This window comes from Litorilinea aerophila (genome assembly GCF_006569185.2).
GTDB classification, from domain to species: domain Bacteria; phylum Chloroflexota; class Anaerolineae; order Caldilineales; family Caldilineaceae; genus Litorilinea; species Litorilinea aerophila.
In genome coordinates this window covers 106,766-130,361 of record NZ_VIGC02000007.1, presented here as the reverse complement: position 1 = coordinate 130,361, position 23,596 = coordinate 106,766, and the positions used below count along the sequence as shown (strand labels likewise).

The window sequence follows — 23,596 nt, the reverse complement described above, 5'->3', positions numbered from 1 at the left end:
TTGGTTCGAGATCAAGTCTAACACGCCGGGGATCAGGGGTCAAAAGCCTGGACCTGCGCGGACTTAACCCCGATTAACGGCAGGCTTAACCACCCTTTGCGCCCGTTTACGCCCGCGCCGAAACGGGCCATCCGCCAAATCGGCCCAACAGGGTCGCTCCTCCTGTGCTACAATGGCCCCTGGCCGCCTTCACGATCCCGGGGTCCAGCCTGGGTGCACGCCCCGGTGTCAGGCGGCATAAATTTGCCCAGGAATCAAATTCAGAAATATCATGGGAAACACCAACATGCATCACCTGGAAGCCAGCAACCTGACCCTCGGTTATGAGGGCAGCGCCATCATCCAGGGGCTGGACCTGCAGATTCCACCTGGACGCATCACCGCGCTGGTGGGCCCCAACGGCTGCGGCAAGTCCACCCTGCTCCGGGGCCTCGCCCGCCTGCTCAAGCCCCGGGGCGGCGCCGTCTACCTGGACGGCAAGGCCATCCACCACCTGAACACCCGGGACGTGGCCCGGCAGATCGGGCTCCTTCCCCAAAGCCCCCTGGCGCCCGAAGGGCTAACCGTGCGGGAGCTGGTGGCCCAGGGGCGCTACCCCCACCAACAGTGGTTCCAACAGTGGTCGGCCGCGGATGAAGCGGCCATCCACCAGGCCCTGGCCATCACCGGGATGTCGGCCCTGGCCGACCGGCCCCTGGAGACCCTCTCCGGCGGGCAGCGCCAGCGGGCCTGGATTGCCATGGCCCTGGCCCAGGAGACGGAGATCCTGCTCCTGGACGAACCCACCACCTTTTTGGATCTGGCCTACCAGTTGGAAGTGTTGGACCTGCTCCACGAGCTCAACCAGGGGGGACGCACCATCGTCATGGTGCTCCACGACCTGAACCAGGCCTGCCGCTACGCCGACCACCTGGTGGCCCTGCGGGATGGAACCATCGTGGCCCAGGGTTCACCCCAGGCCATCATGACCGCGGCACTGGTCCAACAGGTCTTCGGCATGGCGTGCCGCATCCTGGAGGATCCGGTGGCCGGCACACCCTTGTGCGTGCCCATCGGCCGCAAGCACAGGCGGGTACGCCCATCCACGGACCCGGCCGGCGCCGCGGCCATGCCTGCGGGCCAGGCCGTACCCGCCTGATGCCCCTCACTCCACCATCTTTTGTAACTCATACAGCCGGTTGAGGGCGTCCAGGGGTGTCAGGCCGTTGATGTCCAGCCGGCGCAGGGCCTCCACCACCGGGTGGGTGTCGGCAAAGAGGGAGACCTGCATGGCCGCGGGCCGCCCCCGGCGGGACTCGGGCTCGAAGAGGCGGCGGGGGCCGGCCGCGCCGCTGCGCTCCAGCTCTTCCAGGATCTCCTCGGCCCGGTTGACCGCGGCGGTGGGCAGGCCGGCCATGCGGGCCACGTGGACGCCGTAGGAACGGTCCGCCTTGCCGGGGATGATCCGCCGCAGGAAGACCACATCCTTGCCGTTGCCGCTGTCGTCCACCGCCACGTTGTAGTTGACCACGTGGGGCAGGCGTTCGGCCAGGTCGGTCAGCTCGTGATAGTGGGTGGCGAAGAGGGTCTTGGCCCGCAGGCCGGGGTGGTTGTGGATGTATTCGATAACCGCCCAGGCGATGGCCAGGCCGTCGTAGGTGCTGGTCCCCCGGCCGATCTCGTCCAGGATGAGCAGGCTGCGGCTGGTGGCGTGGTTGAGGATGTTGGCTGTCTCCACCATCTCCACCATGAAGGTAGACTGGCCCCGGTGGATCTCGTCGCTGGCGCCGATGCGGGTGAAGATGCGGTCCACCACACCGATCTGGGCGGCGTCCGCGGGCACAAAGCTGCCGATCTGGGCCATGAGGGTGATGAGGGCGGTCTGGCGCAGGTAGGTGCTCTTGCCGGCCATGTTGGGGCCGGTGAGGATGTGGATGCAGGCCTCCGGCGTGAGCCGGGTGTCGTTGGGGACGAAGGGCTCATCGGTGAGGGTCAGCTCCACCACCGGGTGGCGGCCGGCCACGATCTCGATGGCGGGCCCCTCGTCTACCACCGGCCGCACATAGCGGCGCAAGAGGGCCACCTCGGCCAGGGAGGCGTAGACGTCCAGCAGGGCCAGGCCCGCGGCCAGCTGAAGCAGCTCGCCGTGATGGGCCGCCACCTGGCTGCAGATCTCCCGGAAGAGCTCCTGCTCGATGCTCAGCCGGCGCTCGTCCGCGTTGAGGACCAGGGATTCGTACTCCTTCAGCTCGGGCGTGATGTACCGCTCGGCGTTGGTCAGGGTCTGCTTACGGATGTAGTCATCAGGAACTTTGTCGGCGTGGGCGTGGGTGATCTCGATGTAGTAGCCGAAGACCTTGTTGTAGCCCACCTTCAGGCTCTTGATGTTCAGCCGCTCCCGCTCCGTTCGCTCCAGGTCTGCGATCCACTGCTTGGCGTGGCGGCTGCGCTCCACCAGCTCATCCAGCTCCTCGCTGAAGCCCGGCCGGATCACGCCGGGCGTGGCCAGGGTCGCCGGGGGCTCATCGGCAATGGCAGCCTGGAGGAGCTCCAGAACCGGGGTGCAGAGGGGCAGGGGAGGCAGCCAGGCCGGCTCTGGCCCACCGTTCCGGGCCGCGTCCGGGGCCAGGGTGGCCACGATCTGGGGCACCCGGGCCAACACCTCCCGCATACCCACCAGGTCCCGGGGCAGTGCCACCCCCTGAACGACCCGATTGGCCCACCGCTCCAGGTCGCCCACCCCCTGGAGCAGCTCCCGCAGGCTGAGCCGCCGGGCTGAGTCGTCGAAAAAGAACTGGACCGCATCCAGCCGCCGGTTGATGGTGGCCACATCCAGGGCCGGCTGGTTCAACCAGCGGCGCAGCAGGCGCGCGCCCATGGGGGTGAGGGTGCAGTCCAGCACGTCCAGCAGGCTGCCCTTGACCTCCCCGCCGCGGATGGTCTCGGTCAGCTCCAGATTGCGCCGGGTGGCCTCATCCAGCATCATGAATTCGCCCAGGGCGTAGCTGTGGATCCGGGTCAACTGCTTGAGCGCGGCCGGCTGCATCTCCTGCAGGTAGGCCAGGATGGCCGCGGCTGCCCGGATGGCCTGGGTCTTTCCCTGCAGGCCGAAGCCGTCCAGGGTGGAGACCTGGAAATGGCGCTGGAGGGCTTCCCGGGCCGTGTCGGGCTCCGTCTGCCAGGGCTCCACATCGGACAGGAGGGGGTTCAAAGAGGCCACCAGGTTGTGGAGGGAAGACTCGGCCGGGCGCCAGTCCACGGCAATGAGCTCGCTGGGGTGCAGGCGGCTGAGCTCCTCGCCCACCCGGCGCTCGGCCGCCTCCGGCCCGTCGGCTTCGATCTCGGTGGCGGCAAACTCGCCGGTAGTGATGTCGCAGTAGGCGATGCCCGCCTTCTGTCCCCGGGCGTCGAAGGCCACCGCCATCAGATAGTTGTTGCGCCGGTCATCCAGCAGGCCCGGCTCGGTGACCGTGCCTTTGCTCACCACCCGCACCACTTCCCGCTCCACCAGGCCCTTACCCGGCTCGCTCACCTGCTCGGCGATGGCCACCCGATAGCCGGCCTCCACCAGGCGGGCCAGGTAGCCGTCCACGCTGTGGTAGGGGACGCCGGCCAGGGGCACCCGCTGGTCGTTGCCCACCGGGCGGCTGGTCAACACCACATCGCAGACTTTGGCCACGATCTTGGCATCTTCGTCGAAGGTCTCGTAGAAATCGCCCAGGCGAAAGAACAGGATACAGTCCGGATACTGGCGCTTGAGCGACAGATACTGCCGTCGCATGGGAGTGGTCATGGCAACGTTTATCCTCGGTCTCTGAAGCCCTGTCGACGTCCGGCGCGGCCTATTCCAGGGTGGAGGAATCGTCCAACACCCGGGCCAGCGCGGCGTCGATCAGTTGGGGCAGATTTTGTTCGATGTACGCCTGCAGAGAGGCCGCCAGGCTCTGACGCAGAGAGGCTCGCACCTGCTCCAGATCCAGCCCCACGTCAGCCGGAGAGAGCTCCGACGGGCCGCCTTCTGGCCGGCTCTCCCCATCCCGGCCGAAGCGCACCGTGCTGTTGGGGTCGCCGTAGAGGACGTAGGCCAGCCAGGTGGGATTGGCCGGCTGGCGATCGCGGATGTGCAGACGGGCCCGGTGAAACGCCTGGCCCAGGGTGGCCCCGGCCCGCAGCTCTTCGTAGAAGCGGATGGCGAATTCGGCGGCCAGCAGGTCGTTGACCTCCCACAGGGTGCCCACAAACGCGCTGACGCCCACCTGGTCCACCAGCTTTTCAGCCCACCCGCCCAAACCGGTGAGGGTGAAGGCCAGGCGGGCCGTGTGGCAGGCGTTGAGGAAGACCAGGGGACGGGTCCGCACCAGCCCCCGCACCCGTTGGCCGGAGAGGGCCTCGGGGGTCAACGCCCCGTCTTCGAAGCTCAGGGGAGAAAGGTCGGCGTTGTCGGCTTCAAAGCGGCCGTGGGCGGCGAAGTGGATCAACTCCGCGCTGCCTTCCTGGGCCAGCTGCAAAAACTCCTGGACCCGGTGGAGGGGCTCCGGCACATCCACCCGCCCATTTTCGGCCAGTTGCCGAAAATATTGCTCCTCCTGGGCGGTGTAGGCCAGGTCGCTGCGGGGCACCACCACCGCGGCCCGGCGCACCTGCACCGCGTCCGCGGGGCCCCGGCCGGCCAGCCAGCGGGAGACCTGGAAGGTCTCGGCCAGGAAGCCGTCGCTGCGCTCTTCACCCGTGTCCGGATCCAACTCGTAGGGCTTCACCATCTCCCAGGGGATCCACGGCTCGTCGCTGGTGATGAGGAGGGTGCGGATCAGCCCCTGGGGATTGGCCTCGTCCCGGCGCAGCGGTCGGATCTTGCGCCAGTACTCGGCCTTCAGCTCCGGCGGGAAGAGCTCCTGAAAGAGGCGCTGGCCCACGTTGATGATATCGCCTTGGGCTACGGCCGCATCGGCTTCAGACAGCCGCTCGACCGGGCGCGCGGCCAGACTGCTCATCTGCTCGAAGATGTGTTCCAAATATTGGGCGGGGTTGGCCGCGGTCAGCTCCACCTGCCCCACCGGGCGCCAGTGGTAGCCCACGCCAGCCCGGGCCGAGTGGAGCACGAAGTTGAGCACATTCTCCCGGCTGCCCTTGACGATACGCAGCTCCAGGTCGGCCGGGGGAGGCGGCTGGGTCAGGAAACGGGCCAGCAGGGGGCGGCCGTCCAGCTGCACCCCGCCATCCATCTGGGTGGGCGTGGCGGTGATTTCCACCTGAAAGGGCGCACTGCCCAGGTAGCGATCCTTGTGGTAGAAGTCCAGGGTCAGGCGTCGCGGCCCCAGCTCATCGCCGGCCTGAAGCAGGAAGATGGCTGGCTGGGAATCCCGATCGCTGTAGACCGCCATGGTCCGACTCCAGCTTTGGGTCCGCTCCTTGAACCCCGGCGCGACCAGCACCACCTCCACGTACTCGGGCTTGCTCAGCTGGTCAAAAGTGACGGAGAGCTGGCCCGCGACCAGGGAGCTGGCCACCTGTTCCAGGGTCAGGCGCACCACCAGGGGTACCTCGGCGCCAGCCTGGACCTGCCGGGGAAACTGGACATCTGTGTGGAGGCGCACCTCCTGGCCGGGGGCTTCCTGACCCTCGGCGGGCGCCGCCTCCATCAGCTCCGCCGGAAAGGGCTCTGCCGGGGCGGCCTCCATGCGGTCGATGGCAGCGGCATGGAGCTGCGCGTCCACGGAAGGCGGCTGGGTGATCATGGTGGCCAAGCGGGAGCCAACGGTCACCAACCGCTGCCCCGGGTGGCGGATGGTCTTGGGCGCCTGGGCCAGCTTGTGGGCCAGAAAGGCGGGCGCGGCGATGGCCACCACCGCCGGCTGGGCCTCCAGCCAGGTCAACAGGGCCAGGATCTGGTCCGCGGGGAGGGAGTGCCCGGCGTCCACGGCCGGCGCCAGGGCAGCCAGGCGGTCCAGCAGCTCCTGGCGGATGGCCAGAGGGAGCTGATCCCAGTCAAAGTACAGCCGATCCAGGACCTCCTCCAGGAGGATGGCCCACTGGCCCGGATCCCGGGGGTAGTGTCGACGGCGGATGGCCAGCACCGCCGGCTGCCCCTCCTCCAGGAGTGCCACCAGATCCTGGCGCCGGGCAGGGCTCAGATCCGTGGCCTTGACCACGGTCCCCCGCACGGGCCGTCCTCCCTGGCGTCGGCGCAGGAGGGCTTCCCGCAGGGTCGCCACCTGGTCGAAGGCCTCCGGCGCGCACGCCACCACCTCGGGCCAGGCGGCCAGTCGGTCCAGGAAGGCCAGGATGGCGTCTTCCCCGACCGGGACCGCATCTTCGGCCAGGGTGGTCAGGGTATGGGCCAGGTCCCGGCGTGCCTGGTCCAGCTCCGGTTGGAGCCCGGCCAGCTCCGGCTCATGCCAGCGGGCATAAACCGCCAGCACGATCTGTTCGAGCAGTTCATCCAAACTGATCCAGGCCATGTCGATTTGCTCCTGGTGGTTTCGCGGTGGTTTCGCGCCTGTGCGGCTTGCGCGCAGGGCAGTGTGGGTTGCATCGACCCGCCTCTTCAAAGGCACCATTATAGCACAGATACAGCACGGGGGTGGGATATAGAACAGATGTGGCATGGCCAAGCCCCCACGTGGCCCGAAGGGATGCACCCGCTGTTTCCCCGCTATTTTGACACTCACCAGATCTTGCCCTAAAATCGCAGGGATGAGACCCTTGTCCCGGAGACAGACGCCCGACCCATCTAGCGCAGAAGGCTTGCCGTTATGAAACGACTGACCACCCATGAAATCCGCAAACTCTGGCTGGACTATTTTGCCGAGCTGGGGCACGCCGTGGTGGAAAGCAGCAGCCTGGTGCCCACCAACGACCCCACGCTGCTCCTGACCAATGCCGGCATGGTCCAGTTCAAGGACGTGTTCCTGGGGCTGGAAAAGCGCCCCTACACCCGGGCCACCACCAGCCAGAAGTGCATGCGGGTCAGCGGTAAACATAACGACCTGGAGAACGTCGGCCCCAGCCCCCGCCACCACACCTTTTTTGAGATGCTGGGCAACTTCTCCTTCGGCGACTACTTCAAGAAAGAGGCCATCCAGTACGCCTGGAACCTCCTCATCCACGAGCTGGAGCTGCCCCTGGAACGCCTCTGGTTCACCGTCTACACCGAGGACGACGAATCCGAGCAGCTCTGGATCGACGTGGGCGCGCCGCCGGAGCGGGTGTTGCGCTTTGGCAAGAAGGACAACTGGTGGGCCATGGGCGACACCGGCCCCTGCGGCCCCAACACGGAGATCCACTACTACTGGGGCGACCTGGAAAAACAGACCGCAGCCGGCGTCAACCGGGACGACGAGTACCTGGAGATCTGGAACCTGGTCTTCATGCAGTACGACCAGAAGGCCGACGGCACCCTGGTTCCCCTGCCCAAACCGGGCGTGGACACGGGCGCCGGCCTGGAGCGTCTGGCCAGCATCCTCCAGAGGACCGACAACAACTACGACACCGATGCCTTCCTGCCCATCATGCAGCGCATCCAGGAGCTGGCCGGCCACACCGACGAGGAGCGCCAGGCCCACCTCTTCCGCTACCGGGCCATCGCCGATCACAGCCGGGCCATCACCTTCCTCATCGGCGACGGCGTCCTGCCGGGCAACGAAGGCCGCAACTACATCCTGCGCATGATCCTGCGCCGAGCAGCCCGCTTCGGCAAGCTCATCGGCTTCGAACGGCCCTTCCTGGCCCACCTGGCCGATACGGTCATCGAGCTGATGGGCGGCCACTACACCGACCTGCCGCCCAAGCGAGACTTCATCCTGCGCACCATCACCGAGGAGGAGGAGCGCTTCCATCGCACCCTCTCCACCGGCCTCAACATGCTGGACGACCTCATGGCCCGCCTGCGGGAGGAAGGGCGCAGCGAGATCGACGGACGGGACGCCTTCTTCCTCTGGGACACCTACGGCTTCCCCATCGATCTGACCCGGGACGTGGCCGCGGAGCACGGCTTCACCGTGGATGAGGCCGGCTTCCAGGCGGCCCTGGCCGAACAGAAGGAGAAGAGCCGGGCCAGCAGTGTCCAGGGCAAGTACGCGCCCGATGCGGCCGTCTACGGCGAACTGCTGGGGAACCTGCAGGAGGCCGGCATCGTTGGTCGCGAGGGTGTGAAGCACCTGATCTACGAAAACGTGGCCGAAGTCTCCACCACCGTGGCCGGGCTCATCGTGGACGGCCAGTCGGTGGAAGAGGCCCACGCAGGCGCCCAGGTGGAGGTGGTCCTGCCCGAGACGCCCTTCTACGTGGAGAGCGGCGGCCAGGTGAGCGATACGGGCGAAATTTACTACTTCCCGGAAGGGATGGAACGGCCAGCCTGGACCGTGGAAGTCACCGACACCCGCCGCCCCATCCCGGGGTTGATCGTCCACGTGGGGCGGGTGACCAGCGGCACCGTGCGGGTCGGCGACCCGGCGGAGGCCAGCATCGACGTGGAACGGCGCTGGGACATCATGCGCAACCACACCGCCACCCACATCCTCCACGCGGTGCTGCGGGAGCGGCTGGGCACCCACGTCCATCAGGCGGGTTCCCTGGTAGCGCCGGACCGGCTGCGCTTCGACTTCACCCACTCCCAGCCCCTGAGCGGAGAGGAGCTCCGGGACATTGAGTGGCGGGCCAACGAAATCGTGTTGGCCAACTACGACGTTCACACCCGCTGGACCGCCTACAAGCGGGCTGTCCAAGAAGGGGCCATGGCCCTCTTCGGCGAGAAGTACGGCGACGAAGTGCGGGTGGTCAGCTTTGGCGAGGAAGACAAAGTCAGCATGGAGCTGTGCGGCGGCACCCACGTGAACTCCACGGCCGAGATTGGCAGCTTCCGCATCACATCGGAAAGCAGCGTGGCCGCTGGCGTGCGCCGGATCGAGGCCGTGACCGGCCGCCATGCCGAGCGGCTCATCGAGGAGCGCTTCCGCCAGCTCAACCGGGTGGCGGCCATCCTCCACGCCCGACCCGACGAAGTCGAGCAGGCTGCCGCCAACCTGACAGAACAGAACCAGCAACTCCAGCGGGAGCTGGCCCAACTGCGCCAGAAACTGGCCCAGCAGGAGGTCCAGCAGCTGCTGAGCCACGCCACCCAGGTGGACGGCGTAGCCGTGCTGGCCGTCCAGGTGGAAGCGCCGGACGTGGACACCCTGCGTCAGATGACCGACTGGCTGCGGGATCGTCTGGGCAGCAGCGTGGTCGTGGTGGGCGCGGTGGTGGGCGATAAGCCCATGCTGGTGGCGGCGGCCACCCCCGACGTGGTCCAGCGGGGTATTCACGCCGGCAACCTGGTCCGGGACACGGCCAAGATCATGGGGGGTGGCGGCGGTGGCCGGCCCAACATGGCCCAGGCAGGCGGCCGAGATCCGGCCAAGCTGGCCGACGCCCTGCGCAGCGTGCCGGCGTGGGTCCAGGCCCACCTGAATTGACGCCCTGTCCGCGGGCGGCATGCTCCCAGAGCCTGGCAGCGATTCGCCAATGGTTTTCGTCAGAGCAAGTGCCGCCGAATTTCTGCCGCGGTATTGACGTCGGACTGTGCTGGCCCGCCCCTGGGACCGGGCCAGCCGAGGCATCTTAACCTTTTTATGACCGATATCATTCGCATCCCCCCTGGCGCCAGGCTGGAAGCCCTGCGGCGTCAACTGGCCCAGGTTCAGAGCGACCGTGTGGTCCTGGAGGTACCCGAGGGCTGGACCGAACTGGACAACGCGGCTCGCATGCGCCTGCTGCAGCGCCAGGCCCAGATTCAGCGCCTGGATCTGGGCCTGCTCACCCGGGACGAACAGACCCGCAAGGTGGCCCAACAACTGGGCATCCCTGTCTTTCAGCGGCTGGAAGACGTGACCCGACGGCCCTGGCGAATGCAGCCGCCCGTGCCCGTGGTCGATCCCCAGCGGCCAGAAGCGGGCCTGCCCGAGCCCCCGCCCTGGCGCCGGGCTGAAATCGTGCAGCGCACGGCCCGGCCCACCCTCCACCAGGCCCGTCGCCAGCGTATCCGCTCGGAAGTAGCCTACCGACGCCCCCTGCCCTGGTGGCTGCCCATCCTGGGCTACGTGGCCATGGGCAGCCTGCTGGTGGCCGTCCTGGCCTTTTTTGGCCTCTACGTTCTGCCTGCGGCCACCATCACCATGGTGCCAGGCCGGGAAAACCTGGAGGTCGTCCTGCGGCTGACCGCAGACCCCAACCTGGACGAGCCCGATCTGGAGGCCAACCTCCTCCCCGCTCGCCTGGTGGAAACCACCCTGGAGCTGCACGGCTCGATACCCACCACCGGCTCGCAACAAAAGCCCACCGACCGGGCCACGGGCGTGGTGATCTTCAGCAACCTGGGCACCGCGCCGGTAAACATCCCCGAAGGCACCATCGTCAGCACCAGCACCGGCGCGCCGGTGAGCTTCCGCACCACCGCGTCCGCCGAGCTACCCGGCGGCGTGGGCGCCCGGGTCTCGGTGCCCATCGAGGCCCTGGAGCCGGGCATTCAGGGCAATGTGCGGGCCAACACCATCAACACCGTCAGCGGGGCGCTCCGCTTCCGGGTCCGGGTGATCAACCCGGACGGCACCTTTGGCGGCGGTTCTCGCCTGGTGCCGGTTGTCAGCCAGCAAGATCGGGAAAACCTGTTGGCCATGCTGGAAGAACAGGCCCAGGCAGAGGCCTACCCCCGGCTTCAACAGGAGTTGCAGGAAAACGAATGGCTGCCGCCCGAATCGGTCCAGATCTACACCGTGGCCCAGGTCTTTGACCAGTTCAACGACGCGGAGGCTACCGAGCTGGGCCTGGACCTGCGGGTGCTGGTCCAGGGGGTGGCATTGGACCAGTCCGTGATGAGCCAGGCTGTTCTGGCCGCGCTGCAGCGGGCCATCCCCGAGCGCGGCAAACTGGTGGCCGACTCAGTGGTCACCCAGCGCCAGGAGGGCGCCCAGGTCATCGGCCAATCGGTCCAGTTCACCATGACCGCCCGGGCCGAGTATGTGGTTCCCATCGACCCGGCCGAGGTGAAGAGCACAGTGGCCGGGCTGTCACCGGCCGAGGCGCAGGCGGCCCTCATGTCCCGCTGGCTACTGGCCCGGCCGCCGGACATCTACCAGGATCCTGACTGGCTGGCCACCCTGCCCTCCTTCCCCAGCCGGATCCAGGTGCGGGTGGAATACGACGAAAGCGTGGCCACCCAGTGAGCGCCGTTCCAGAAGCGCCGAAGATGAACCCGCCAGAGACGAATCCACCGGGCAAGCTGCTGGCCGTGGATGTGGGCCTGGCCCGCATCGGCGTGGCCAAGTGTGATCCCCTGGGATTGGCCGCCCACCCGCTGACCGTCATTCATCGCACCAGCCGGCGGGCGGACTTTGCCAAACTGGCCCAATTGGTGACCGAGGAGGAAGCCCAGGCCGTCATCTGTGGCCTGCCCCTGAACATGGACGGCAGCGAAGGTCCCCAGGCCCGCTCCACCCGCCGTTGGGCGGAGCGACTGGCCTACGCCCTGCGTACCCTGGTGGGGCGGCCCATTCCGGTCATCTTTTGGGATGAGCGGCTGAGCACCTTTGCTGCCCAGGAGTGGATGGCGGCCCACGATCTGCAGCGGGGGCAGGTGGCGGAGGACGCGGTGGCCGCCGCGGTGATCCTGCAGAGCTATCTGGATGCCCGGCGACAGCCCCAACCCCGAGACTTTGGCCGCATCGATCTGCCGCCCCGGGATCCGGCGGCCCGAGATCAGGATGCCTCGAAACGGACCCCCATCGACCGGGGATAAAGAGTCGATCGTTCAACTGCCCATGGCCACAGAAGCTCGCAACCGCATTGTCTTTCAGTATCGCAACCGCCACCGGGAGGTCTCCCCGACCTGGCCGGGAAAGGACGGCTGGCGCCATCCGGCCGTGTTATGGGCCAACCTGATCCGGGTCGGCTTCCTGGCGCTGGTCGTCGGCGTCCTGGTGGGCACCTGGATCGTGGCCGACGCCCACCTGACGGAACAATTTCTGGGCATCCCCCAGCGGACGGCCGGGCTGATCGACCCCAACGCGGGCCAGGGCGCCCTGACGCCGGAAAATATCGAACGCCAGATTTTGGCCTTCAGCCTGCGCCTGCGGGAAAATGAGCTCTACCTGCCCGCCGGCACCGACCCCCGCCCCCGTCCCTTCACCATCATTCCAGGCGAGCCGGCCCGTTTCATCGCTGCCCGCCTGCAGGAGGAAGGGCTGATCCGGGACGCGGACCTCTTCAACCTCTACCTGCGGGTCACAGGTCTGGAGCGGCGCATCGAGGCGGGCAACTTCATGCTGTCGGAAACCATGACCATGCCGGAGATCGCGGAGGCCCTCCAGACGGCCCTCTTTGAAGAGGTGCTGGTCACCATTCCCGAAGGCTTCCGGGCCGAGGAGATCGCCGAACGGCTCTCGGAGAACAACGTCATCGAGCCGGACCGTTTCCTGGCCGCGGTGCGCCAGCCCCGCAGCCTGAGCCTCTTCAACGACTACGACTTCCTGCAGGACCTGCCGCCCGATGCCTCTCTGGAGGGGTACCTCTTCCCGGACACCTACCGCTTCCCGGTCCTGGCCAGCGATCCGGAGGTGGTCCTCCGCTCCTTCCTGGATAACTTCGAGGCCAAAGTGGGCCAGGCAGGCCTGTTGGTGGGTGGCAGCAGTGGCCTGAGCGGCCGGGATCTGATCACCCTGGCCAGCATCGTGGAGCGGGAGGCTGTCCAGGCAGATGAGCGCCCGCTAATCGCGAGCGTTTACGTCAACCGGCTCAACGGCACCTGCACCGCCGAAGTGGGTGGCAACTACCTCCAGGCCGACCCCACCGTCCAGTACGCGCGGGGGACGGTGGGCAACTGGTGGTGGAAGCCGGAACGCATCGAAGAGTACGCCGCTGTCAACAGCCCGTACAACACCTATCTCTACCCAGGCCTGCCGCCGGGTCCCATTGCCAGTCCTGGCCTGAGCGCCATCGAGGCCACCCGCAACCCGGCCGTGACCAACTACTGCTTCTTCCTGGGCACCGGGGATGATGGCCGCCACGTCTTCGCCCAGACGCTGGCCGAACATCAGCAGAACCTGCAGATCTACGGTTACCGGTAGCGCCATGGCTGCCTGTGAAACCGAAGGCGACTGTCGGCGGCTAGTCCAGTCTGGCGTAAATACCACGGCAGAAATTCGGCGGCACGCCCTCTGGTGGGTACTATCGGCAAATTTCTGCCGGGATTTACTAGAGGGCCGCCGACAGGATGCCAGGCCTTCCGGCTCCCTGATCTGGCTGTGGTGTATCCTGCTGGGTGCATCCCTCTGGCTGGGATCCTGCCGCTCCATCCGCCCCATGGTGAAAATTGGCCTGCTGGCGCCCTTTGAGGGCCTCTACCGCCAGAGCGGCTACGAGGCCCTGGCGGCCATGCGGGCTGCCATCCAGGACACCCCGGCCCCCCACCTGGATATCCTGCCCCTGGCGTTGAACGACATGGCCGAGCCCCACCATGCCCGCCGGGCGGCCGAGAAGCTGCTGGTCGATCCAGCGGTGCATGCCGTGGTGGGCCCCCTGGATCCGGCCACCTGGCGCGCGGTGTTGCCCGTTCTCGGGCAGGGCGCCCCCCACTGGGTGGTGCCCTTTCAGGTTGCCCGTCCCCACGGTTTTGCCCCACCCCAAGACCCGCCCAGCCAGTGGGCGTCCGGCCTGATCGAGGCGGTGGCCACAGCGGCCGCTGCCCAGGGAGCCCAGCGGCTGATCCTGGCTGGCTGGGAAGCGGGCTGGCCGCGAATAGAGATCTCCCTTCCAGCCATAGAAGTAAAATGGGTCGATGATGGGGCCTGGCAGATCAGTGGGCTGCGAGCCACCGATGCGGTTCTGTGGTTGGGCAGCCCGGCAGAAGGGGCGAAGATGCTGACAGCCGTACGTCAGGTTCAACCAGAGATCCCGTTCTGGCTGGCCAGCCAGGGGGGCGACCCGGTTTTTGGGGCCAGGGCCACCATCACGGGACCCGTCTTTTGGGCGATCTGGAGCGACTCCGGGTATAATCCGTGGGCAACCACCCACACCCCCAACTCGCCCGCTGCGTATCTGGTCTACCAGAGCACACGTTATGCCATTGCTGTGATCAGCGGGATCACCATCCCGCCAGCGGGTGGCTGGGAAGTACGCCTGTTCCAGCTTCTACCTGGCGGAGAAAGCATCCCCTTATCGTTGGAGGCATTGGAGCCGCCGACGAACCAGGCCGATGCAGGCGGAGTACCTCCAGAAGCCGCCCCTGGGGTGCGTGAAGGGCGATCCAACCCTTAATCGCCTGGCGACCCCAGGGCGTAGGAGGCTCCTCGCCCGGTTATTCCGCTGTTTGAGCTGAATCAGCGTAAGAGGTGGAAATGCTAGCCTATCAACAGCCCTACACCGAGCCAGTCCATGACAGGAAACGTATGTTGCGGGTGTTGATGTTAAGTTGGGAATATCCCCCATACATCGTGGGAGGAATGGGCAGCCATGTGGCGGGGCTGGTGCCTCGCCTGGGCGGCCTGGCGACCGACCATGGCCGACAACAGGTGGACCTCATCACCACCCGTTATGCCGGCGGCTACGCCGTGGAAACGGTGAATGACTTTGTGACGGTCCATCGGCTGGATCTACCGCCCCTGGATCCCCACGACCTGTACAACAGCGTGGTGGCCAGCAACGAGCAGCTGCTGGCCTACGCCCGCCAACTGGTGTTAGACCGCCAATACGATCTGATCCACATCCACGACTGGCTGGCTGGTCCTGCCGGCGTGGCCCTCAAATATGAGTGGAAGGTTCCCCTGGTGACCACCATCCACGCCACAGAACGAGGGCGCCATCAAGGGCAGATCTGCAACTACACCAGCCAGCAGATCGACGCCCTGGAGTGGCAGATCTGCCACGAAGCCTGGCGGGTCATCGTCTGCAGCAACTTCATGCGCAACGAGGTACACCGCTACTTCCAGCAGCCCCAGGACAAGATCAGCGTCATCCCCAACGGCATCGATCCGGCCAGACTCCACCACTGCCGGCCGGAGGAACGACGCACCCTGCGGACCCGCTATGCGCCCAACGGCGAACGGCTCCTCTTCTACGTGGGCCGGATCGTCCACGAAAAGGGCCTCCATGTGCTGCTCCAGGCCATGCCCAAGATCCTGAGCCGCTATCCCGACGTGCGCCTGCTGGTGGGCGGCAAGAACAGCCGCAAGATGTGGCCCCTGGCCCACGAGCTGGGGGTGGAACGCTCCGTGGTCTTCCTGGATTTCATCAGCGACCAGGAGCGGGACATGTTCTACCAGATTGCCGACGCCGCCATCTTCCCCAGCCTCTACGAGCCCTTCGGCATCGTGGCGCTGGAGGCCATGGCCCTGGGCTGCAATGTGATCGCCAGCGACGTGGGCGGTCTGGGTGAGGTGGTACAACACCTGGTCAACGGGCTGACCGTCTACCCCAACGACCCTGATAGCATCGCCTGGGCCGTGGATCAACTCTTCTCCAACCCGACGACGGCCCAGCAGCGACGGGCACGCGCCCTGAGCATGGTACGCCACCACTACAACTGGTCCAACATCGCCCGCCAGACCAGCCGAGTTTTCGAAACGGTGGTCACCGAACGTCGTCAGACGGACTGGTAGGGCCGATCCGCCCGTGGATCAGGGGCAGGGGAGCGACAGCCTCCTGGCCCACCTCAAAGGCGGCCAGTACCCGCTGGACGGCCTGGCTGGCAGCCTCGGCATCGGCGGCATGGACCAGGGCCAGGGGCTGGCCGGCCTCCACCGAATCCCCCACCTTGACCTGCAACACCACGCCGACCCGATGGTCGATGGGATCGCCCTTGCGATGGCGTCCGCCGCCCAGATCCACCACCGTCAGCCCGATGGCCCGGGGATCGATGGCCTGGACATACCCGGAGGCCGACGCTGGCACAGGCTGCACCACAGGGGCCTGGGGCAGGCGATCCGGCTCGTCCACCTGGGCCGGATCGCCGCCCTGGGCCGCCACAAAGGCGCGAAACTTTGCCAGGGCGGCGCCGGATTCTACCGTCTGGCGGACCTGGGCCTGCAAGTCCGCCGGTGCCGCGGTGGGCCTCGCCAGCCGGAGCATCTCCACGGCGACCTGTTCCACCAGCTCCGCGAAATCGGCGGGGCCTTGCCCCTGCAGGGTGGCGATGGCCTCTTTGACCTCCAGGGCATTGCCCACGGCCCGCCCCAGGGGTTGGTCCATCTGGGTGATCAGGGCCGTCATGCGGCGGCCGGCCCGGGTGCCGATGGCGACCATGAGCTCGGCCAGCCGGGAGGCGTCCTCCACCGTTTCCATGAAGGCGCCCCGGCCGCATTTCACATCCAGGACAATGGCGTCGGCGCCGGCGGCCAGCTTCTTGCTCATGATGCTGCTGGCAATGAGGGGAAGGCTGGGCACGGTCCCGGTGACATCCCGCAGGGCGTAGAGGATTTTGTCGGCCGGCGCCAGGTTGGCCGTCTGGCCGGCGATGACCAGCCCTATCTCCTGGAGCTGTCGCCGAAAGCGCTCCTCATCCAGGTCCGGCGTCCAGCCGTGGAAGCTTTCCAGCTTGTCGATGGTCCCGCCTGTGTAGCTCAGCCCCCGGCCGCTCATTTTGGCCACCGGCAGGCCACAGGCCGCCACGATGGGCGCCACGGCCAGGGTCGTCTTGTCGCCGACCCCGCCGCTGGAGTGCTTGTCTACGATGACGGTTCCCGGCGGCAGGCTGGTATGGAGGTCAAGCTGATCGCCGCTGGCCGCCATGGCCAGAGTGAGGGCAGTGGTCTCTGCCTCGGTCATGCCCTGGAAGTAGACGGCCATGGCCCAGGCCGCCACCTGGTAGTCGGGGATTTCCCCCCGAACGAAGCCGTCCACAAAAAACTGGATCTCCTCGGCGGTGAGCTCTTCCCCGTCTCGCTTTTTTACAATGATGTCCACCGCGTTCATGGATTTTCCATCCTTGGCTCTACTGCACAAAGGTCAAATGAAGACGCTGACTCACGCAGATGAACGCTGATTCGAGTTACTCTCCCCTGAGTTTCTTTGCGCCCTTGCGCCTTTGCGTTCAAAAATGCCCTTTTTGCAGGGAAGTCAAGGATGGCTCTCCTGCAAAAAAGTTCTATCACCGCTGAGACGCAGAGGGCGCAGCGGAAGTCCAGAGAGATCTCAGAGAAAACTCAGCGTGCTCCGCGTCTCTGTAATAAACCCTGGCAGAAATTCGCCGATAGCTTTCCCCTAAGGACGCCTCTGAGGATGCCGACTCCGCGTCATGATGGTAGCCCATGTGCGGAGGGAACATCCTCAGAGGCGATGTCATCCGTGTCATCTGTGGCTTTTTGCAGCAGAGTCACGGCTGAACATGGAGTCACAGCTGAACATAAAGTGCAAAGATAGTGCTATACTTGAATCATCGTGATTCAAGTATAGCACCGACGCCCAAGACGTACCAGGAGTAGATGAAGAGTGGATGTAGATGAGGAGTGGATGAGGTGCAGGTGGGATCCTGTTTGGCACAGGGCTGTCCCCTTTGTTAAAATAAATCGTTTGGTACATCCATTTGTGCAGATCCTGGGTACGTATCCCAGGCTGGAAGTGGCGGGCACGTCCCCGGTCCCCCGGCGGGAGGCGTCCCCGGAGAGAAGCGCGGAGCAGATTGCAGGCTGCCGGTATCCCAGCCTGCCCTGTATGGAGGGGAGATGTCCATGAGTGAGACCATCACCATCATCGGCGGGGGCCTGGCCGGCTCGGAGGCGGCCTGGCAGATCGCCAATCGGGGCTTGAAAGTGCGGCTATACGAAATGCGCCCCGCCCGATCCACCCCGGCCCATGTCACGGATCGGCTGGCCGAGCTGGTCTGCAGCAACTCCATGGGCAGTACCCTGCCCGACCGGGCCCTGGGCATGTTGAAAAACGAGATGTTGCGCATGGGCAGTTTCATCATCCGCACGGCATTCAAACACGCCCTGCCCGCCGGCAGTGCCCTGGCCGTCAGCCGGGAGGATTTCGCAGCCGAGGTGACAGAGGCCATCACAGGGCACCCCAACATCGAAGTCATCCGGGAAGAGGTGCAGGAGATTCCCGAAGGCCCCACCATCATTGCCACCGGGCCCCTCACCAGCGATGCCCTGACCCAACAGATCCAGGCGCTCACCGGACAGAAATACCTCTACTTCTACGATGCCATGGCGCCCATCGTCACCGCCGAGAGCATCAACATGGAGGTTGCCTTCCGCCAGAGCCGCTACGACCGGGAGAGCGAGTTGGGCGACGCCGAAGGGGATTACATCAACTGTCCCCTGAACCAGGAAGAATACGAGGCTTTTGTTCGGGCCCTGTTGGAGGCTCCTCGCATTCCCCTGAAGGAATTCGAAAAGGAGTTGGAACGCTATTTCGAAGGGTGCATGCCCATCGAGGTACTGGCCAGCCGGGACATCAACGCCCTGGCCTTTGGCCCCATGCGGCCGGTGGGGCTGATCGACCCTCGTACCGGTCAGCGCCCCTACGCCGTGGTCCAGCTACGCCAGGACAACGTGGCCGGCACCCTCTACAACATGGTGGGCTTCCAGACCAACATCCGCTGGGGGGCCCAGGAGCAGATCCTGCGCATGATCCCCGGGTTGGAAGAGGCGGAGTTCGTGCGGCTGGGGCAGATGCACCGCAACACCTTTATCAATAGCCCCACCTTGCTGCACCCCACCCTGCAGTTCCGCCGGCGGGACGATCTCTTCTTTGCCGGCCAGATCACCGGGACGGAGGGGTATGTGGGTAGCACCATGGGCGGCCTAATTGCCGGCATCAATGTGGTCCGGCTGGTGCAAGGAGAACCTCTGTTGACGCCCCCCCGAACCACCATGATGGGGGCCCTGCTCTACTACATCACCCATGCCGAGCCGGACAATTTTCAGCCCATGAAGGCGAACATGGGGCTGCTGCCCGAGTTGCCCCGGCGGGTGCGCAAAAAAACGGAACGATATGCCCGCTACGCCGAGCGGGCCCGCCGGGATCTGGAGCAGTATCTGCAGGAAACAGGATTCCAGCCCGTGGAGGCCCCAGGCGTCCCTGTGGGATAGCCGCTCCGTCCGCGATATCACACTGACTATCAAGAAAACACAGAGACTCGCCCCGGCCGGGGCGAGTCTCTGTTCGTTCATCGACGTGGAGCCAGGAATGGCTTACTTCACGGACTCTTCCAGCTTGCAGTCCTTGAGGTACTTGCCATTGCCGTTGGCATCGATGAAGGCGATCTTGACATCGTCGAAGTAGATGTTGGAGTTGAAGGCGCCAGGCGACTGACCCTGGAGCAGGACCATGATGTACTCGCTGTCACCCAGGTCCACGGTGTTGGTCAGCTCGGCCCATTCACCCCGAACATAGCCGTTGACGTAGTAGGCGCTGTCGCCGTAGGCATCGGGCTTGACACCCAGGGAGGCCCAGTCATAGTCGAAGCCATCGGGGCCGCCTTGCTTGCCGCCGGTGTCATGGTCCCAGATGAGGTACTTGACGCTGACCATCACCTTACCACCCGCGTAACCGGCAGGCACCTTGATCAGGGGGCTGCCGAAGCCGGCCGCATAGGGCTGGTTGCTGGCGATCTTGGCAGAGTGCTCATTGGCGCCGTAGCGGTTGCCGGGGCCCACGGAGCGCTCCATGGAGAAGGTCACGTTCTTGGCCTGGTAGAGGCCATTGTCGATGGCGAAGGGGGCCCAGCCGGCGAACCAGTCGGTCCACACATCGCTCACAGCGTTCTTGGCCGCCCATTGGTCGCCCGGGTTGAAGTCATTGCAGACATTGGGCGATTCATAGAGCAGCAGGCCAAAACCAATGCCGGTGGACGTCTGGCGGATACCCCGGCCAGGCTTCTCCTGGGTGCGGCCACCATCGGCTGCGTTGGCTTCCACAGAGGCCTGAGGCAGACCCGGCGGTACCAGCAGGTTGTTGTAGATGGTGTAGGGATTCAGGACGCTGCTGTGGGGGATGGCCGGCGGGCTCAGGCGCGGGCCCTTGATGGCCACCGGCGGCGGCGTGGCCGGGCCGGTCGCGGCGTAGGCCACCGTCCCCGGCAAGATCAAGGCCACCGCCATGATCAGTGCAAAGAGGATACGAATACGTCTGCTTCGAGTCATAGTTGAGAGCTCCTTCTGTGACTCCGAAATAAATAAATGGATAGATGGGAATGAACTTCGCCGATGACAAAATCTATGGTTAATCGGCCCTCGCCGATTGAACCCGAAGCGGAAGAGGACCCAGATGTTGGGTCGCCCGGTTCAGCCTGCGTCAATCAGTCCACGTAGTACAGGCTATAATTGGCGTCTACCAGATATTGTTCCAGCGTCTCGTAATCGCCAAAATAGGCCCGTTCATATTGCTGGCCCTGGTATTCACCGGTGAAGAGCCAGCGCTTGGTGTAGGACAGGGAGACCAGGGTGCCAGTGCGTACGTCGTGGCAGGTTTCCCCCTGATACACCGTGTCCCAGCCATCACCTTCGGCAATCTCCAGTTCATGGGGGCCACTGCACCAGACCACCACCTTGCGCCCGTCATCCAGGGTGAAGACGTTGGTGGCCGGCCCTGGCTCCATACCCAACCAGTAGTTGTACAGGAAGTTATCGATGAACTGGCCACTGCGTTCCCGGCCCGTATATCGATCTACCTGGAAAACCCAGGAATCCGGCGGGAAGCAGTCATCGGCCCACTGGGCTTCGTGGGCCACCTGAAGCCACTGCTGGTTACCCGACTCACCGGCCGTGGCATGAACCGTGGCAGTACAGTGTTTCACATCACACCGCTCTGAGCCACATTGCCAGTCCACCCGCCAGGTAGCCTCCAGGTTTTCGTCAAAGAGTGGGGTAACCACGGGCACTGCATCGCCGTCCCCGTCTATCTCCACCACCACGCTGGCCAGCCAGGCTGTGTCTCCTTGTGCCTCATCGGAGCCATTCACGCAGCAGACCTGCCACCATTCCCCATCCTGGCTCTTGCCGACCACGGTAAAAGTGTCGCCGGGGTTCGCTTTGGCGACGATGGGAAAGTCCAGACCCGGGCCGCTGCGCACATTGGCCCGGGACCCTTCTGTGATGACCACGGCGCTAACTTCTGGCAGTGCTTCCGGGGTGGATGCGGGAAGCTCATAGCCGGCAATCTCTGACAGGCGCTGGGCTGTCATCTGTCCCACGCCGGTGTTGGCCTGCTGCACCGGCACGGCCGTTACACAGCCCCCTAAAAGAAGGACCAGTAACAACAAAGGGGTCCAACGGACCACCTGCCAGCCCAGGGCCTCTGTCCCTGAATGCATCCTCGAATGAAATGCCAAAACCCTGTCAGGGAACGGTTGCTGATGTCGAGGCATCGCATCCCTGAGCCGACCGATAAAACGACTGAAATGAATTTGAACCATACGTTCCCTGGATCAATCAACCGCTCATGGCGCGGACAAAAGAGTCCGCTAGTGAAATCAATGTTGGTGTTGAAGTGCTGGTCTGGCGAGATGCCGGCAACCGACTGCCGCTCATGGGCCAGGACGGGTTAGGGGCGAAGGGACGGGCCTGTCAGCACCTAGTACAGTCTGGCGTAAATACCACGGCAGAAATTCGGCGGTACTACCTCTGGTGGAAACCATCGGCGAATTTCTGCCGGGATTTACTAGAAGGAGTCCGGCCGGGCCAGCCATTTCCTCGTTTCTCGCTGCGATGTTTCCTGCTGCTACCTGTGAATGTCGCCATATAAAATCGGCCACGTGGAACAGGCAGGTCAAACAGCTTGTGACGAGTTGTACTGCCATCACTATCGGTGGACATACCCCAGCCCTCCAGAGAAGGGGTACTGCCGGGATTCACCACCGCTGACGGGCCGCCGTCCAGAGGAGAAAAATGAGTGCCAACTTCGTATGAACAGGATAGAAAAAGCCAAAACAACCCAATCGACGACGGCCACAATGGGATTATAGCGCATCTTTTGGCGGATATCAAGTCAGTTGAAAATGCTACCTCTCGGTGCGGCTCAAAACCTTACGGCAGGAGCAAGGTGTTCTCCAGGTAGCCCAGATCGTCTAACCCTTCGTAGGCGTGAGTCCGAACCAGCAGATTCTCATCATCCAGGTAGCGATACAGGACCACGGCCGCCGGTAGACAGGCCATCTTGCGCAGGGCATAGGCAGCCCGGCTACGCTCTGGGGCGCTACCCCGGGCCAGTATCTCCGCCAGCAACGGAACAGCGTCCTCGCCGCAGAGGGCCAGGGCATCGGCTGCCGCCTGCCGTACCAGCCCATCCGGATCCCGCAAGAGGGCTGCCATGGCCGGCAGGCAGGTCCGCACCGGATCCGGACAGCGGGAGGATAGCTGGGCCAGGGCTCGCACAGCAACAGCCCGGACCGCTACCTCCGGATCAGCCAGGGCCCCGGCCAGGCCGGACACGGCCCGGGCATCCCCCACCTGGGCCAGGGCCCGGGCCGCCCACCACCGGATATCCGGTTGAGTTGAACGGAGCTGTTCCGTCAGGGAAGGCACATCTTCAGCGCCCAATTGGGCCACCAGGGCTTCGGCCCGGCTGTCATCCCCCTCCGAAACGGCCTGCCAAAACTGACTTGCCACAGATTCTCGGGCCACAGGACTCACCTCCAGTCCGTCCACGGGCCAGCCGGCCAACGTCGCCCAACAGGCAAGCTACTGTGGCTGGCCGGATTCTACCGCCTGATAGAGCTGGAACCAGTCCACCGAAACCGCTGCGTAGGGAGGCTCTGGCTGATCGCCCGGCTGCGTTTCCCCAACACCGGCCACCAGGCCTACCCCACCGGGCGGGAGGTCCATCTCCCGAATCTCGCTGAGCAGGATCATGTTGCCATAAAAACGCAACGCCTGTCCATCGTCCTCGACCATCAGGGTGTTGGCTGTGCCTGCCCGGTTCAGGCTGGGGGCCGTCTCCCAGGCAGCCACTGTGGCCAGTACGCCTTCCTGCTGTCGCTGCACCTGAAAGCGCCCCTGTCCATCCACCACAAACAGGTAGAAATCCTCCTCCGACTGATGGCGCACCAGAAGCCCGGCCATGCCCCAGGGGGTGGTCGGATCGACCGTCATGCTGGCCTGTACTCGATAGGGCACATCCGGCCGATAGCCCACCAGGCTCCAGGCCAGATGTCCCGGCCAGACCCGCAGGCGGTAGCGGGCTTCATCCGGCAGCAGCGCCATCTCCCACTGGTCGGGCATCACCCCATCGGCCAGCCGGGCAGGGGCTCGGCTGAAATCCTCGGCGACCACCAGGCGGTAGGATGGAGCGGGGACGACCAGCGCCGCACCGGACGAACGGTTCTGCAGCCAGTCCCCAGGTGAACGCTGGAGAAGCCGGGCACCAAGCAGCAGACTGATGGCCAGCACCGCCCCCACCAGGAGGACAGGGGGAAACCAGGCCCAGTCTGCCAGGGAGGAGCTATCGGGGGGACGCTGAGGTCGAGCCTTGGCGGTAGGGCGATAGGGTGCCAGCCCCACGGCCATCCGCTTGCGTGCCCGCTCCTCATCCACGGGGAGGCCATCGAGCCGGTCGTCACCCGGCAGCGCATCATGGCCTTCAGGCAGGGCCGAAGCCTTCGGCATGGATCCAGCACCCTCCGAATGTCGCGTATCCAACAAAACAGCCA

At 65.3% G+C, this 23,596-nt stretch carries 15 protein-coding genes; 8 read left to right on the top strand and 7 right to left on the bottom strand.

The window, feature by feature from the left end; all coding sequences use genetic code 11:
* Nucleotides 1-286: 286 nt before the first annotated feature.
* Nucleotides 287-1,138: an ABC transporter ATP-binding protein gene (locus FKZ61_RS06930; RefSeq protein WP_141609420.1), complete on the top strand. Its 852-nt coding sequence runs from the start codon at nt 287-289 to the stop codon at nt 1,136-1,138.
* 6 nt (nt 1,139-1,144) lie between these two features.
* Here the strand turns inward: FKZ61_RS06930 and mutS are convergent, their stop codons facing one another.
* Together mutS and FKZ61_RS24240 are read right to left on the bottom strand one after the other, a co-directional pair.
* On the bottom strand, nt 1,145-3,772 hold the full coding sequence (gene mutS, locus FKZ61_RS06925) for a DNA mismatch repair protein MutS (protein WP_141609351.1): 2,628 nt from the start codon (nt 3,770-3,772) through the stop codon (nt 1,145-1,147).
* 49 nt (nt 3,773-3,821) lie between these two features.
* Nucleotides 3,822-6,437, bottom strand: coding sequence for a CHAT domain-containing protein (locus FKZ61_RS24240; protein ID WP_141609350.1), 2,616 nt, complete (start codon nt 6,435-6,437; stop codon nt 3,822-3,824).
* A gap of 294 nt (nt 6,438-6,731) precedes the next feature.
* Here FKZ61_RS24240 and alaS point away from each other — a divergent pair, with 294 nt between their 5' ends.
* From alaS to FKZ61_RS06885, 6 genes are all read left to right on the top strand, one after another.
* The gene (alaS, locus tag FKZ61_RS06910) at nt 6,732-9,431 is read left to right on the top strand and encodes an alanine--tRNA ligase (protein WP_141609349.1); all 2,700 of its coding nucleotides are present in this window, start codon (nt 6,732-6,734) and stop codon (nt 9,429-9,431) included.
* A gap of 156 nt (nt 9,432-9,587) precedes the next feature.
* On the top strand, nt 9,588-11,177 hold the full coding sequence (locus FKZ61_RS06905) for a baseplate J/gp47 family protein (protein WP_141609348.1): 1,590 nt from the start codon (nt 9,588-9,590) through the stop codon (nt 11,175-11,177).
* Between the two features lie 23 nt (nt 11,178-11,200).
* On the top strand, nt 11,201-11,749 hold the full coding sequence (gene ruvX, locus FKZ61_RS06900; protein ID WP_141609347.1) for a Holliday junction resolvase RuvX: 549 nt from the start codon (nt 11,201-11,203) through the stop codon (nt 11,747-11,749).
* A 22-nt stretch (nt 11,750-11,771) separates the two neighbouring features.
* Nucleotides 11,772-13,076: an endolytic transglycosylase MltG gene (mltG, locus tag FKZ61_RS06895; protein WP_170199382.1), complete on the top strand. Its 1,305-nt coding sequence runs from the start codon at nt 11,772-11,774 to the stop codon at nt 13,074-13,076.
* A gap of 235 nt (nt 13,077-13,311) precedes the next feature.
* Nucleotides 13,312-14,265, top strand: coding sequence for an ABC transporter substrate-binding protein (locus tag FKZ61_RS06890; RefSeq protein ID WP_229964170.1), 954 nt, complete (start codon nt 13,312-13,314; stop codon nt 14,263-14,265).
* Nucleotides 14,266-14,345: 80 nt separating this feature from the next.
* Nucleotides 14,346-15,605: a glycosyltransferase family 4 protein gene (locus FKZ61_RS06885; RefSeq protein ID WP_141609344.1), complete on the top strand. Its 1,260-nt coding sequence runs from the start codon at nt 14,346-14,348 to the stop codon at nt 15,603-15,605.
* On the opposite strand, the gene FKZ61_RS06880 is transcribed toward FKZ61_RS06885, so the two are convergent.
* Nucleotides 15,577-16,917 (bottom strand): thymidine phosphorylase, encoded by a 1,341-nt coding sequence (locus FKZ61_RS06880; RefSeq protein ID WP_141609343.1) that lies wholly within the window; start codon nt 16,915-16,917, stop codon nt 15,577-15,579. The two genes, FKZ61_RS06885 and FKZ61_RS06880, sit on opposite strands and share 29 nt — an antisense overlap.
* Before the next feature lie 755 nt (nt 16,918-17,672).
* Between FKZ61_RS06880 and trmFO the strand changes: the two genes are divergently transcribed.
* Nucleotides 17,673-19,040, top strand: coding sequence for a methylenetetrahydrofolate--tRNA-(uracil(54)-C(5))-methyltransferase (FADH(2)-oxidizing) TrmFO (trmFO, locus tag FKZ61_RS06875; protein ID WP_141609342.1), 1,368 nt, complete (start codon nt 17,673-17,675; stop codon nt 19,038-19,040).
* 102 nt (nt 19,041-19,142) lie between these two features.
* On the opposite strand, the gene FKZ61_RS06870 is transcribed toward trmFO, so the two are convergent.
* From FKZ61_RS06870 to FKZ61_RS06855, 4 genes are all read right to left on the bottom strand, one after another.
* Nucleotides 19,143-20,093, bottom strand: a complete 951-nt coding sequence (locus FKZ61_RS06870) for a hypothetical protein (protein WP_141609341.1) — start codon at nt 20,091-20,093, stop codon at nt 19,143-19,145.
* 155 nt (nt 20,094-20,248) lie between these two features.
* Nucleotides 20,249-21,208, bottom strand: a complete 960-nt coding sequence (locus tag FKZ61_RS06865; RefSeq protein WP_170199380.1) for an SH3 domain-containing protein — start codon at nt 21,206-21,208, stop codon at nt 20,249-20,251.
* Nucleotides 21,209-21,974: 766 nt separating this feature from the next.
* Nucleotides 21,975-22,571: a HEAT repeat domain-containing protein gene (locus tag FKZ61_RS06860; protein WP_170199378.1), complete on the bottom strand. Its 597-nt coding sequence runs from the start codon at nt 22,569-22,571 to the stop codon at nt 21,975-21,977.
* A gap of 57 nt (nt 22,572-22,628) precedes the next feature.
* The gene (locus FKZ61_RS06855) at nt 22,629-23,552 is read right to left on the bottom strand and encodes a hypothetical protein (RefSeq protein WP_141609338.1); all 924 of its coding nucleotides are present in this window, start codon (nt 23,550-23,552) and stop codon (nt 22,629-22,631) included.
* Nucleotides 23,553-23,596 lie beyond the last annotated feature (44 nt).